Source organism: Streptomyces flavidovirens DSM 40150 (assembly GCF_000429085.1).
Classification (GTDB): Bacteria; Actinomycetota; Actinomycetes; order Streptomycetales; family Streptomycetaceae; genus Streptomyces; species Streptomyces flavidovirens.
Map to the genome: position 1 here is coordinate 65,789 of NZ_AUBE01000027.1, position 13,035 is coordinate 78,823.

The 13,035-nt window shown below is 71.0% G+C and carries 12 protein-coding genes and 3 pseudogenes; 5 read left to right on the forward strand and 10 right to left on the reverse strand.

The genetic code is table 11. The annotated features are described in order from the left end of the window. Window positions 1-203: 203 nt before the first annotated feature. Complete coding sequence (locus tag G412_RS0126860; protein WP_028814782.1) at window positions 204-1,088, forward strand: HpcH/HpaI aldolase/citrate lyase family protein; 885 nt, start codon at window positions 204-206, stop codon at window positions 1,086-1,088. On the opposite strand, the gene G412_RS36115 is transcribed toward G412_RS0126860, so the two are convergent. Genes G412_RS36115 through G412_RS0126875 form a run of 3 tightly spaced genes read right to left on the reverse strand, consistent with a single transcriptional unit; the run spans window position 1,085 to window position 4,570 of the window. Beyond that, window positions 1,085-2,554: an MmgE/PrpD family protein gene (locus G412_RS36115; RefSeq protein WP_078607411.1), complete on the reverse strand. Its 1,470-nt coding sequence runs from the start codon at window positions 2,552-2,554 to the stop codon at window positions 1,085-1,087. The genes G412_RS0126860 and G412_RS36115 overlap by 4 nt on opposite strands. Beyond that, window positions 2,547-3,377 carry a cyclase family protein gene (locus G412_RS0126870; protein ID WP_051338629.1) on the reverse strand — a complete coding sequence of 277 codons (831 nt, stop codon included), beginning with the start codon at window positions 3,375-3,377 and terminating at the stop codon, window positions 2,547-2,549. Before G412_RS0126870 ends, G412_RS36115 begins: the two co-directional genes overlap by 8 nt. Beyond that, window positions 3,374-4,570: a CaiB/BaiF CoA transferase family protein gene (locus G412_RS0126875; RefSeq protein ID WP_028814784.1), complete on the reverse strand. Its 1,197-nt coding sequence runs from the start codon at window positions 4,568-4,570 to the stop codon at window positions 3,374-3,376. The genes G412_RS0126870 and G412_RS0126875 overlap by 4 nt, the downstream gene beginning before the upstream one ends. Before the next feature lie 136 nt (window positions 4,571-4,706). On the opposite strand from G412_RS0126875, the gene G412_RS0126880 reads away from it, so the two are divergent. Continuing rightward, window positions 4,707-6,155: a dihydroorotase gene (locus G412_RS0126880; protein ID WP_028814785.1), complete on the forward strand. Its 1,449-nt coding sequence runs from the start codon at window positions 4,707-4,709 to the stop codon at window positions 6,153-6,155. Between the two features lie 13 nt (window positions 6,156-6,168). Here G412_RS0126880 and G412_RS0126885 read toward each other — a convergent pair whose 3' ends face one another. Together G412_RS0126885 and G412_RS37380 are read right to left on the reverse strand one after the other, a co-directional pair. Beyond that, window positions 6,169-6,912, reverse strand: a complete 744-nt coding sequence (locus tag G412_RS0126885; RefSeq protein ID WP_028814786.1) for a maleate cis-trans isomerase family protein — start codon at window positions 6,910-6,912, stop codon at window positions 6,169-6,171. After that, window positions 6,909-7,511 (reverse strand): TetR-like C-terminal domain-containing protein, encoded by a 603-nt coding sequence (locus G412_RS37380; protein ID WP_051338634.1) that lies wholly within the window; start codon window positions 7,509-7,511, stop codon window positions 6,909-6,911. Before G412_RS37380 ends, G412_RS0126885 begins: the two co-directional genes overlap by 4 nt. A 77-nt stretch (window positions 7,512-7,588) precedes the next feature. On the opposite strand from G412_RS37380, the gene G412_RS0126895 reads away from it, so the two are divergent. After that, window positions 7,589-8,482, forward strand: coding sequence for a DUF4437 domain-containing protein (locus tag G412_RS0126895; protein WP_028814787.1), 894 nt, complete (start codon window positions 7,589-7,591; stop codon window positions 8,480-8,482). Window positions 8,483-8,801: 319 nt separating this feature from the next. Here the strand turns inward: G412_RS0126895 and G412_RS38510 are convergent. Further along, window positions 8,802-9,477, reverse strand: a pseudogene (locus G412_RS38510) (sugar phosphate nucleotidyltransferase). 181 nt (window positions 9,478-9,658) lie between these two features. On the opposite strand from G412_RS38510, the gene G412_RS37385 reads away from it, so the two are divergent. Further along, the gene (locus G412_RS37385) at window positions 9,659-9,973 is read left to right on the forward strand and encodes a hypothetical protein (protein ID WP_157839167.1); all 315 of its coding nucleotides are present in this window, start codon (window positions 9,659-9,661) and stop codon (window positions 9,971-9,973) included. A gap of 522 nt (window positions 9,974-10,495) precedes the next feature. Here G412_RS37385 and G412_RS41655 read toward each other — a convergent pair. The 4 genes and pseudogenes from G412_RS41655 to G412_RS36135 form a co-directional block, all read right to left on the reverse strand. Further along, window positions 10,496-10,654 (reverse strand): annotated as a pseudogene (locus G412_RS41655) (Rieske (2Fe-2S) protein); the annotation flags it as partial. Between the two features lie 60 nt (window positions 10,655-10,714). Then, window positions 10,715-10,876 carry a heme oxygenase-like domain-containing protein gene (locus G412_RS39830; RefSeq protein WP_157839168.1) on the reverse strand — a complete coding sequence of 54 codons (162 nt, stop codon included), beginning with the start codon at window positions 10,874-10,876 and terminating at the stop codon, window positions 10,715-10,717. Between the two features lie 139 nt (window positions 10,877-11,015). Next, window positions 11,016-11,252: a hypothetical protein gene (locus G412_RS38515; RefSeq protein ID WP_078607413.1), complete on the reverse strand. Its 237-nt coding sequence runs from the start codon at window positions 11,250-11,252 to the stop codon at window positions 11,016-11,018. Between the two features lie 27 nt (window positions 11,253-11,279). Further along, window positions 11,280-11,971, reverse strand: a pseudogene (locus tag G412_RS36135) (helix-turn-helix domain-containing protein); the annotation flags it as partial. 185 nt (window positions 11,972-12,156) lie between these two features. Between G412_RS36135 and G412_RS0126925 the strand changes: the two are divergent. Continuing rightward, window positions 12,157-12,648: a Gmad2 immunoglobulin-like domain-containing protein gene (locus G412_RS0126925; RefSeq protein ID WP_028814789.1), complete on the forward strand. Its 492-nt coding sequence runs from the start codon at window positions 12,157-12,159 to the stop codon at window positions 12,646-12,648. Window positions 12,649-13,035: the final 387 nt, after the last annotated feature.

Here is a 13,035-nt window from a genome sequence, read left to right on the forward strand (position 1 = left end):
AAGGTGTTCCAGCACAGGAAACGCTGTTGTCCATTCGGCCCTATACAGCCCGCGTCGCGCCTCACTGTCAAGGCCTCGCACGGGAAACGTTGGATCCACTGGCGAAACGAGAGTAGGAATTCGGCTTGACCCCCGGAACTGGACGTGGCTACGGTTGCCGGCACTCGTCCGCCGAGCAACGCCCGAGAACGGATGGAGTCCCCGTGACCCCGCGCTCATGGCTCTACGTCCCGGGCGACCGGCCCTCGCTCCTCGGTAAGGCCCTCACCCGTGGTGCCGATGCCGTCATCGTCGACCTCGAGGACGCCGTGCCCGCGACCGCGAAGGAAGCCGCCCGTGACCAGGTCGCCCGCTGGGTCGCCGCACAGCGGCCCGGCGGGCCTTGCTCCCTCTGGGTGCGGATCAACCCGGGCGCGGCCGGCCACGCCGACGCCCGAGCGGTCGCCGCCCCGGCTCTGGACGGCGTGTGCATGGCCAAGTGCGCCGGGCCCGGGCAGGTCCGCGCCCTGGACGCCGTGCTCGGTAAACGTGAGCGCGAGGCCGGCATCGCCGTGGGCCGGATCGCGGTTTCGCCGCTCCTGGAGGACGCCACGGCGGTGCTGGCGGCTCCTGCCATCGCCGCCGCGGCCCCCCGCGTCGTACAACTTCAGCTCGGCGAGGCCGACTTGTGCGCCGAGCTGGACATGGAACCGGGCGAGGACGAGCGCGAACTGCTGGCCCTGCGCACCCACGTGCTGCTGGCGTCCGCCGCCGCCGGCATCCGCCCACCCGTGGGCCCTGTCTTCACCGACTACCGCGACGTTGACACCCTGCGGCGCTCCACGCAAGCGCTCCGCAGACTCGGCTACCGGTCCCGCGCCTGCATCCATCCCGCTCAACTGGCCGTCGTGCACGAGGTCTTCACGCCCCACCCCAAGGACGTGGAGCGCGCCAGGCGGCTCGTGGACCGGTACGAGGCGGCCGTGCGGGCCGGTCAGGCGGTGCTCACCGACGACGGCCGGATGATCGACGAGGCGGTCGTACGCGGCGCCCGCCGCATCCTCGCGGCGGGCGAAGCCGTACGACCGTCCAGCCCCCGCACCTGCTAACTGCCCTCGGGGAACCGCCCGCCGTGTGTGGGCAGCAGTCCGTGGAGGCCGCCGCGGCCGGGCAGCGCCCGTATCCGGGAGGCCAGCGCCGCGGCCTCCTCCTCCGCCAGTACGCGTGCCGCGTTGAGCCGGTACTTCGTCTCCAGCTCGTCCAGCGTGAGCGGGTTCCCCGGTCCGCCGCGTGAGGAGCGCACCCGGTGCTCCCAGCGCCGTCCGTCGTACGTGCGCACCCGGAGCACAGCGCCGAAGGAGCGGGGAAACTCCTGGTCGCACCGCTCGTCGACGACCACGCTCACCTTCTCCGTCAGTGCGAGCCGCCGGGGGTCCGCGAAGGCCTCCGGCGAGAAGTCGTCGAGGTGCAGGCCCAGCCCACCGCCGCCGATCAGCGCGGAGGCGACGGTGTACGGGCCGGAGAACTTCGCGTGGTACGGCGTCGTGGGACGGATCTTGAGCTCGCGCGGCGCGCCGATGGTCCGCAACGGAGCCGCCGCGACGCCTAGTTCGGCGGACTCGACCGCGTCCGGGTGCAGCCCGGCCGCCCGCAGGGCGAGCGCGCAGTCGATCCCCGGGTGGGTGAAGTGGTTGGAGGGATAGGGCTTGAACACCGTGCGCGGCAGTTCCCACGAGCCGGGCTCGTCCATCCGGTCCAGACCGGCGAGGAACGGACCCGCCTGCCAGGCGTCGTCGAGGTAGGCACGGAAGAATCCGAAGCGCCCCTCCAATACGGTGGGTGGCCCGGTGATCCCCTCGGCGGCGAGCTGGGCGGCGCTCACGCCGGCGTGCGCGGCCCATCCGCAGTGGACGCGCTTGACGGTCCCGCCGGTGCGGTTCGCCTCGATGATCCCTCCGCCCAGGGAGCAGGCGATGCCGATGGCGTCGGCGAGCCGGGTGCCGTCGAGGCCGTAGAGCAGCCCGGCGGCGACGGCGGCGCCCACGGTCCCGCAGATCGACGTGGCGTGCAGGCCCTTCTCGAAGAACACCGAGTTGCGCAGGGTCGCGTCGTACGAGGCGAGTCCGAGGCGTACGCAGACCTCACCGCCGGCGGCCACGGCCGCGATCAGCTCGCGACCCGACGCGCCTGCCGCCTCACCCGCGGCGAGGGCCGCGGGCACCACGGACGCCGAGGGGTGCAGCACAGACGGCAGATGCGTGTCGTCGAAGTCCAGCGCGTGGGCGAGCGTGCCGGTGACGAGAGCGGCCCGGTCGGCGGGCAGCCGCTCCTCCGAGCCGATCACCGAGGCTTCGGGCGCGCCACCGGCCCGCCGCGCGACGCGCCCGACGGCGGCCTGCGCCCCGGCGCCGTCGTCCTCCCCGAGCGCGGCGAGGCAGTTGCCGACGGTGTCCAGGATCCGGCCGATGACATCGGCCGTGACCGGCGGTGGCAGCGGCTCGTCCCGGGCCGCGGTGGCGAAGGCGGCGAGCCGGTGGGCGTACGGAACACCTCCTGTCCCCGTCTCGTCAGCCACGCTCCACCACCGCCAGAGGGCGGGCCGGCGCACCGGTGGCGCCGACCAGCGGGAGTGGGGCGAGCACGAGGAGGAACTCGGCGGCGCCCGCGTCGGCCAGTCCGTACAGGCGTATGGTCTCGACGATGTGGATGCCCGCCTCCACCAGCAGGATGCGGTGGACCGGGAGCGTGGCGTGGCCCTTGCCGGGCGGGATGTGCTCGAACGCGATCGTCTCGCCGCCGACCACCCGCACGCCCCGGTCGGCCAGCCAGCGCGCCGCTTCGACGCCCGGCCCCGGAGCGCCGCCGGTCGTGCCCACGAAGGTGTCGGGGTCGTGCCAGAGCCGCGACCAGCCGGTGGCGACGAGCACGGCGTCACCGGGGCGGACGGGGGCGCCTTCGTGTTCGGCGGCGGCGAGTTCGCCGGCCGTCACCTCGTGCCCGGCGGGGAGGGTCGCCACCCCGTGCAGCCGTGCGATGTCGAGGAGGACGCCGCGACCGACGTACGGGGGGAACTCCTCGATGCCCAGGGCGCTGAAGCCGTCGTGGCCCTGTACGTCCCCGGCGGGCACGCCGCCGTTCACGTACCCGTCCTGGGAGACATGGGCGAGTGCGTCGACGTGGGTGCCCACATGGCCGCCCGTGACGATGAGTTCGTTGGCCGCCGAGCCGCCGTCCGCCCGCACCATGTCGCCGTGCCGCCGCTCCAGGAGCATCCGGTACGGAGGGTGGTTGGGGGACTGCGGCATGCCGCGGCGCATGGGGTGGGCCAGGTCGAACACCTCACCCCGTGCGGCCAGTTGCCACAGGGCGGCGCCGGTCGTCCTCGTCTCGCTGCTCAAATGGCACCTTCCTCGCGCAGTGCGGCCAGCTCGTCGGCGTCGAGGCCCAGCCGGCCGGAGAAGATCGCGTCGTTGTCGGCCCCGGGGCCGCGTCCCGTCCACCGGATGGCACCGGGGGAGTGGGACAGGCGGAACAGGACGTTCTGCATGCGTACGGGTCCCAGCTCGTCGTCCTCGACGGTGGTGAGCGAGTCCAGTGCCCGGTACTGCGGGTCGGCGAAGACGTCGCGGATGTCATGGACGGGAGCCACCGCGGCGTGGGCCTTGTCGAACGCGTCGACGACCTCCGTGAGGTCGCGCTCCGCGATCCAGTCGCCCACGTACCGGTCGAGGAGATCGGCGTGAGCGGCGCGGCCGGAACCGGTGGCGAACCACGGCTCGGTGGTCACCTCGGGGTGACCGACCAGGGTCAGCACGCGCTCGGCGACCGACTGCGCGGAGGTGCTGACCGCCACCCACCTGCCGTCCCGCGTGCGGTAGGTGTTGCGCGGCGCGTTGTTCACCGACCGGTTGCCGGTGCGTTCCGGCACGATGCCGAGCTGGTCGTACGCCATGGGCTGCGGGCCGAGCAGCGTCAGCAGCGGTTCGATGATGGCCAGATCGACGACCTGGCCGGGACCGCCGTGCACGTCGCGGTGGTACAGCGCCGTCTGTACGGCACCGGCCAGGGTGAGCGCCGCGACGCCGTCGGCCAGGCCGAAGGGCGGCAGGGTCGGAGGGCCGTCGGGTTCGCCGGTGACGGCGGCGAAGCCGCTCATCGACTCGGCGAGGGTGCCGAACCCGGGGCGCCCGGCGTACGGACCGAACTGGCCGAAGCCGGTCACCCGGGCGACGACGAGCCGGGGGTTGACCTCGTGCAGGACGTCCGGCCCCAGACCCCACCGTTCGAGCGTGCCGGGGCGGAAGTTCTCGATCAGGACGTCCGCCCGCGCGGCCAGCCGACGCAGCAGGGCCGCCCCGGACGGCCTGCCGAAGTCGATGGTCACCGTGTGCTTGTTGCGGGCCAGCGACTTCCACCACAGGCCGATGCCGTCCTTTGCTGGGCCGTGCGTGCGCGCGGGATCGTGCTTGCGCGGGTGCTCGACCTTGACGACGTCCGCCCCGAAGTCACCCAGGATCGTCGCCGCCAGGGGTCCGGCGAAGAGCGTCGCGCAGTCGAGTACGGAGACGCCGCGCAGAGGTCCTTCGGACATAGGTTTCACCTCCGGTTTCGTCAGGTGAAATGCTGTTCCTCGTTGTGGAACAGGATTGCCGAAGTTAGCATGTGCCGTCCCGGCCCCGACAGGGGAACGCCGTTCCATTGATGGAAACCGAGGTGTAAGCAGAGGCATGGCACGCTACGACCTGCTCATCACGAACGGCACACTCGTCCAGCCCCATGTGGGCGAGATGCGCGCGGATCTCGCCGTCAAGGACGGCCGCATCGCCGCCCTGGGCCACGACCTGTCCACCGACGACGCCGACGAGGTCCTCGACGCCACCGGCCGTGTCGTCCTGCCGGGCGCCGTCGACGCGCACTACCACCTGGGCATCTACCGCGACCTCGCGCTCGACGCCTACGAGGAGACCCGGTCCTCACTCGTCGGCGGCGCCACCACCGTCCTGTCGTACTTCCGTACCGGAGAGCACTACCTCAACCGCTCGGGACGCTACGAGGACATCTTCCCGGAGGTGCTGCGGGCCGTGGCCGGCCGGGCGTTCACCGACTACGGCTTCCACCTCGCCCCGATGACCACCGACCAGATCGGTGAGATCCCGCGCCTGATAGCCGAGCACGGCGTCACCTCGTTCAAGTACTACATGTTCTACAAAGGCTTCAACCTCGCCTCCAGCTCCCGCGACGCCAAGTCCTTCCGGATGGCGGACGACGGCCAGGAGTACGACCTCGGGCACCTCTTCGAGCTGATGGAAGGCGTCGCGTCAGCCGCCGCCGACCCCGGGCGGAGCCGAGTCTCCCTCTCGCTCCACTGCGAACAGTCCGAACTCATGCGGCTGTTCATCGACCGCGTACGCAAGAACGGCGATCCGCAGACCCTCGCCGCGTACCACCAGGGCCGCCCGCCACTCACCGAGCGCGTCGCCATCGGCGAGGCCGTCACGCTGGCCCAGGAGGCCCGCTGCCCGGTCAACCTGCTCCACCTCTCCGGCGCCGACGCGCTGGACGCGGCGCGCACCGCCCGGCGCACCCACCCCGGCCTCGACGTACGCACCGAGGTCACCCTCCACCACCTGTGCCTGGACCACGTCTCGCTCGACGCGACGGGCGCCGGCCTCGGGGCCAAGGTGAACCCGCCCCTGCGCACCCGGCACGACAACAAGGCGCTGTGGGCCGGGGTGCTCGACGGCGACATCGACTGGATCGCCTCCGACCACGCCTGCTGCATGGAGGAACACAAGGGCGACGAACTGTGGCCCGCCCTGCCCGGCTTCGGCGGCACCGCGCTGCTGTACCCGGTGCTGCTCTCCGAAGGCCACCACCGCCGCGGCCTGCCGCTGCACCGGGTGGCCGAGCTGGTGTCCGCCAACCCCGCACGCGCGTACGGCCTGACCCGCAAGGGCTCCCTGATGGTGGGCGCCGACGCGGACATCGCCGTGGCCGAGCTCGACAAGCGGCAGACCGTGTCCGCGGACCTCCTGCTGTCCGGCCAGGACCACTGCCCCTTCGAGGGAGTGGAGCTGCGCGGCTGGCCGGTCACCACCATCGTCGGCGGCCGCGTCGCCTACCGCGACGGCGTCGTGGTAGGCGAGCCGTCGGGCAAGTACATCCGGCGCTGCTGACCTGAAGGGGGCGTCAGTGCTCACGCAGCAGCAGGCCGGCACCGGCGACTCGGTCGTCGATGCCGTGCTCGCGCAGCGCGTGCCACAGCGTCGCGCTGTTGATGGCGATCACCGGCTTGCCCAGTTCGGCTTCGAGCGCGTCGGCGAGCGCCACGAACGACAGGTTGGTGCCGACCTGCACGATCGCGTCGACGTCCGGCCCGTCCAGCTCGCCCACCACCTGCCGCAGCCGCTCGTCCGGGACCCGGGCGATGTCCATCGCGGTCGGGCAGCGCAGGCCCGTCACGGCGGTGACGTCGAACCCGGCCTCGGTGAAGAAGCGGCCCACCTCCCGGTCGGCCACCGGCTGGTAGGGCGAGAAGGCCGCGATCCGGCGGCAGCCCAGCTCCCGGAGGGCCGCCCGGCAGGAACTCGCACCCGTCGTCACGGGCAGCCCCGTACGGTCGCGCAAGCGCCGCTCGAACGCCGCGTTGCCCTCGACGCCGCCCCAGAACGTCTCGGCGGACATCCCCATGACCATACGGTCGGGCTCGGCGGTCAGGACATCCCGTACCGCGGTGTCGATGGACGCCCTGATCTGGCCGAGCAGCGCCTCGAAGCCGCGGTCGTCGCCCATCACCGGATCGGGGATGTACATCGAACCCGCGCGGTACGCGACGCCGCGGACGCCCGCGGTCCAGTAGTCGTGCTCGACGACGGTGTTGGTGCTCGGGACGACGACTCCGAAGACGGCGCGCGGGCCGACGGCGTTGGTCATGCGCGCACCCGCTCCGGCTCCAGCTCCGGCTCCGGCTCCGGCTCCAACTCCAGCTTGGCGAGCACCTCGTCCACCGTCCGGTGCGCCCTGGTCCGCCCGGCGGGCCGGTCGAGGAGCAGAGCGTCCACGAGCAGCGGCGACGCGATGGCCGCCACGGCGTCCTCGCGGTCCCGCCGGCCGATCCCGGCGGCGCGCAGCGCGGAGTGGAACGGGGCCAGCAGATCCCCGACGTACCGGCGCCGCAGCTCCGCCGTGGCCGGGTCGAGGGACGCCGCGGCGATGAGGGCTTGGAGGAACCCCCCGACGGGCTTGTCGCGCAGTCGGTTGCACAGCAGGTCGACCTCGGTGTGCAGATCGGCGGCGACGTCGCCCGTCGACTCCTGGTCAGGCAGCGGGGCGACGTCGATGAGGGCCGCCAACACGGCGTACGGAGTCGGCCAATGCCGGTAGACGGTCGAGCGAGAGACCCCCGTCACGGTGTGCAGGCGCTGCGGCGTGAGCGCGGCGGCTCCCTCGATGAGCAGCAGCTCCAGGGCGGCGGCGAGTACGGTCGTCGTGGTGTCGTCGGTGGGCCCCGCGGGCCGGCCGGGTCGCGTCATGGGCATTGACGATACACGTTGCACCGCATATGAGTAAGCGATACGTTGTGCATCGGAAACCCCAAGGAGGAGGACCCATGCGTCCACACGTGGAGCTCGTCGACGAGCGCGATCTGATCTGGCACCCGGCCGAGTTCGAGCGCGCGACGGGCACGGCGGAACAGCTCAACCTCAGTTACGACGAGGAGGACGGTTCGGCCTCGCTCAAGGTCCGCTTCACCACCGAGTGGTCGCGACCCGCCGGTGTCCATCACGCGGACACGGAGTGGTACGTCCTGTCGGGCGAGGTCACCATCGGCGACACGACCCTCGGCCCCGAGGGCTACTGGACCGCGCCCGCCGGCGTCCTCACACCGCCCATCCGGGTCGCCGACGGAACGGAGATACTCCTCTTCCGGGAGTACGGCAACTGGCGCTTCGACCTCGCCGACGGCGACCGGCCGGACGTGCGCGAGGATCAGAAGCTCATCGTCCTCCAGACCTCCGAGATGCCGTGGATCGACGTCAAGGACGGCAGCCCCATGCGCTTCGACCTCGGTGGCACACCGGTGCCAGGCCTCTTCATCAAGCTGCTGCACCGCGACGAGAAGACGGGCTTCTACACCCGCCTCATCAAGGCCAAGCCGGGGTGGCGCGAGGAGCCGCTGGCCCACCACCCGTGCAGCGAGGAGGCCTACTGCCTGGACGGTGCCTTCGACTACAACTACGGCCGGATGTGGCCCGGCACCTACTTCTGGCGTCCCCCGCTGATCCGCCACGGCGACTTCACCGCCGATGCCGAGAAGGGCTGCACCTGGCTCGTCCGCTCCGACAGCGACCTCGTCGACTGGTACACGGACAACGCGCACGTGATCATGCGAGGGGAGGCGCTCAACTGGGGCCCCGACCACCCCGACACCGTACCGCCCCGCTTCGTCGAGCCCGTACGCTCCCGCAGCATCGGCCCGTGGGAGGACCCGGCGCGGCAGTGAAACCGCGCCGGGCTCACAACGGTTTGGGGCAGCCGTCGTGCCAACGGCCCTTCTTGGGCTGGGCATCGGCCCGGACGCGGCAGCGGGGCGGGGGTCAGCAGCCTCTCGCCGTGCACCCGAGAGGATCACGTCCTGCCTGGTGCCGGCGCCGGGGCAGGCGATGCCGCCGTGGTCTGCGAGGCCTGCCGGGCACGGGTGAGGACGGCCGGCGGCCGAGGGGCCCGGCGCTCCACCCCTGTCGTGTGGGAAAGGGGCGGCGTGGCCGGGCCGGAAGGCCGCAGTCCGCGTGTGGAGCCGTCCAGCGCGGAGCGCGCGTGGCTCAGTTGCCCAGCAGCATGTCCCGGTAGGCCGGGAACTCGGTGTTGGCCCGGTCGTACTCCTCGGGGCGGCCGATGTCCATCCAGTAGCCGTCGAACTCGTACGACGTCGGGGGCGTGCCGCTCTCCAGGAGGTCGAGGACCAGCTCGTCGAAACCGAGCGGAGGCCGGGGGTGTACGGGTCGAGGGTCGCCCGGCTGAGCCCGTAGACCCCCATCGACACCTGGTAGGCCGGCTTCGGCTTCTCCCGGAACTCCGTGACCTGGCCGTCGGTGGTCGTCAGCACCCCGAAGTCGATGCTGAGCCGGCGCGGGTGGGTGGCGACGGTCAGCGGTGCGTTCCCGGCGCGGTGGGTCGTCAGGACCGCCCGGTAGTCCAGTGAGGTCAGGATGTCGCCGTTCATGACGAGGAAGTGCTCCGGAAGCCGGTCCTTCATCATCATGAGGGGGCCGAGAGTGCCGAGCGGACTCTCCTCGACCCCGTACTCGACGTCCAGCCCCCACTGGGTGCCGTCGCCGACGTAGGCGCGGATGATGGGCCCAGGTGCCCGATGGCGAGGGTGACCTTGCGGAATCCTGACGCGGCCGGCTGGCGCATCACGATCTCCAGGAGCGCGTGCTGGTCGCCGATGGGGACGAGCGGCTTGGGCAGGGCCGTGGTGTACGGCCGGAGCCTGATCGTTCGACCTGCTCGGCTTCGACTGCCTGCCCAGTGACGGCGACTCGGCCGCCGACGCGGAGGCCCGGCTTCGGGGAACGGTGGCTAAGGGCCCGTCCTGGTAGGACCGTTGGAGATGGGCCTGCTGTGGCAGGAGCCTGGCTGGGGCACTGCGGCCGGCGCTGACCACTACGTTCTGGTCGTGGAGGTCGACGCGGACACTGTCGTCTTCCACGATCAGCACGGCCACCCGTGGGCGACGCTGCCGATGTCCGGCTTCCTGACGGCATGGCGTGCCGAGGAAATCGACTACGTGGAACGGCCGTTCGTCCTGGGGTCCCGGTTCACCCGGACCCGCGACACCACCGCGGCGCAGGCGCTGCGCGTCTCGCTGCCGGGTGCCGTGCGGCTGCTGGAGGCGTGCGAGAGCGGGGTCACCGGCATGTACCCCGAGTCGCTCGGCGGTCGGAGCCGGGCTGGAGCGGCTCGCCGATCTGGTGGCCCAGGGGCTCGATGAAGACGTCCGGGGCGTGATGGCGAGGTTCTCCGTACGGGCCGGGGCGCGGCGGTTGTCCGACGCGGCCGTCTGCCCGGCGGGGCTGGGATACGCCGGCCGGCCGAGGTGCTGACCCGGCAGGCCCGGATCCTCGGGGCCCTGCAGCTCCCGCTGATCATGGAGGACGATGCCGCCCTCGAGGCGGGCTTGCGGCGGCTCGCCCCGACCTACACGGAACTCCGTGAGGCACTCGCCAAGGAGCTGGCCGCGGAGGGCGGGCTCCGACGGGCTGACCGGCCTCCGGCCGGCCGGGGCATGCGGGCCGAACCCCCACCGGCCGGCGGGTGGGGGCCGGGGCCTCACTCGGCGTCGGCACCGGGGCTCCGCTCCAGCAGTCGCAGCCCGTCCTGGGATGGCCGCGGCTCGCCGGCTTCGAGCTCCGTGACGATCCGCAGCGCAGCACAGGCCGGACCCGGCCACGCGGCGGCCGTCCTCCAAGGCGAAGGACGAGTGGTGCAGCGGGCAACGGATCTGCATCCTGCCTTCGTCGAGGTGATCGAAGAGCAGCCGCCCCTGCCGGTGGGGGCAGGTGGCCGAGACCAGCAGCCGCCGGCCCCCCATCGCCATCAGGACGAGGCCCTCGCTCACCTGCCGGACGGAAGGGGAGCCGTCCGGCTCGGGGGCAGCAGTGGGCGCGCTCATGCGGAACCCGCCTTCCGGGCCAGATCGCGGTCTCGGTCGCGTCGGCGACGATGGCCCTGGTCAGTAGAGGTGCTCCGTGTAGTACTTCCCGGAGGTGAGCCCGAGCCGCCGGGCCGCCTGGGCGAAGCTGCGGAACCCGTACAGCACGCTGGCCTCGAAGTAGGCGTACCCGCCGAGGAAGTACTCCGGGGAGGGGGCGCGGGAGGCAAGCCAGTGGAACATGTTGACGTACGCGTGGCTCTACGGGCTGTAGCCCTCGCGGTACGCCTCTACGTCCGTGGGCATCTCCAGCTCCCGCAGCAGCTCGCGGTAGAGCTCCGAGTGGCCATGTCGTCGTTGCCGCAGCCCGGTTCGTCCACCATCACCCGGAATGACGGCCTCCGACAATGCCGACAGCTCCCGCAGCAGCTCCGTGTGCGAGGCGAACTGCGGGGGCAGTCCGGCGGTAGCCCTCGGCGAGCGGGTTGATCCAGCGCTCCTCCAACCGCAGCGTCTCCTCGTACTGGGCGGCGGTCGGCACGGTCGTGTAGAGGTCGTAGAGCCGGCTCTGGTCGATCGCGGTGCAGGGAATCGGGACGGGGGACGGCGCGATGGTCATAGGGTGCTCCACAAGTGCGGCTGACCTGAAGAGTCGCCGGTTGGCGACGGAGCAGCAGCCGTGGAAGTAGGTCACGCCGTGGGTGCGGCGTTAGGTCGCCGGCAGACGGTTGGGCTTGCCCTGCTTCGCCCAGCAGGAGCCTCCGGTCGGCCTGATCCCGAGGGGCCCGAACTCGTCGAAGGCGAAGACTCGGTCCGGGAAGTGCTCCAGCACGTGCTCGATGCGGTCGAGCTTGGCGTCGCGCTCGGGGGCGGGCGACTCCTTCCAGGTCTTGGTGCGCTGGAAGGTGATACCACGGCGCAAGAGCAGGCACCGTAAGGCTTCGCGGCCGATGCGGATGATGCGTCCGTGCACGCGGCGCAGGTAGGCGGCGAGTTTGCGGATCGACCAGCGGGTGAAGGGCTGGCGGGGCGGGTGGTGGCCGTTTGGACGACGAAGTCCTCGTCGTCAGAGGTGAGTAGGCGGGGACGGCCTCCCGCCCATCGAGGGTCCAGACAGGCCAGGCCGATCGCGTTGAACCGGTGGATCACGTCCCGCACCGTGTCCTCGTCGGCCTGGACCAGCTGGGCAGTCACCGGGACACGGTTCCCGCCGGCGGACGCGAGCAGCATCATCGCCCGCCGATAGCGCACCGAACTTGTACTTCCCCGGCGCACGATCTGCTTCAGCTTCTGCCCCTCCTGGTCGGTCAGTCTGCGCACCCGCACAGGCTCAGCCACCACACCTCCAGCGGTCGGAACGGACCTCACCGCCCATCCAACCGTTCCAATCGCCAACCCGGCGATCCTTCCCGGTCAGAGCACTAGCTTTCGCCCTTCGCTATCCACACGGTGGCTCTTGACTACTGCAGGGGAGCAGTCGAAACTGGCAGCATGTCACCATGCCTGGGTGCTTGGGGGATTCTATGACTAATCGCATCGACCAGCCGCGACTACTTGACCTGGTCGGCAATCCCATTCTGATCGCAGGTATCGGAACTGGATTCGAGGCTACCCTGAATTATCGGATCGGGGAGGGCCACGACGAAGTGAGCGGACACTTCATGGTCGGAGGGGGAAGTGGCGAACACGGCCAGTTCCAGCTCAAGGTGAACGTAAGTGGCGCAGCTTTTCAGCGCGACCGACTATTCGTTCAGGTGCTCGAGATCAGCCCGCGCGACGGCAGTGAGATCAACGTCGTGACCGTCCCCGTCATCTACGGGCCCCGGATTGTCCCAGGCTATATCGGCTACCGCGAGCATATGGTAGCGCGGGGAGAGACGCTGTCGGCCATCGCCGAGACGCACTACGGCGACGCATCACTCTACCGGCGTATCGTGCGTGCCAATCCAGCCCAGATCAGCGACCCCGACCGCATCTACCCTGGACAGGTCTTCCGGATTCCCATCGGAGCGTGACCAGGCCTCCAAACGACGGTAGTGTCAGCGCAGTGGCACCCATCTGCCAGTCCAGTCGGTCCTTCTTAATCGATCATCTCAGAATGAGATTCGGAGATTGGACTGGTGGGCGGCAGAGTTCTGCAGGTGTCGGATGATCTTTTGCCTGATGATCTATGGGAACGGGTCGCCTTGATGTTCCCTCGTCGCCCGCTGCAGCGTCAGCGGTATCCAGGTCGGCTGCCAGCGGATGACTGTGCGGCTCTGCGCGGGGTCGTCGACGTCTTTTGGTCAGAGTGTGACCTGGGCGGATGCGCAAACCGAGACGATCGGCTGCAGTGGGGTGACGTGCAGGCCGCGCCTGCGGTCCTGGACCGAGGCCGATGACGTCGTCCGCCCATTCGCGGA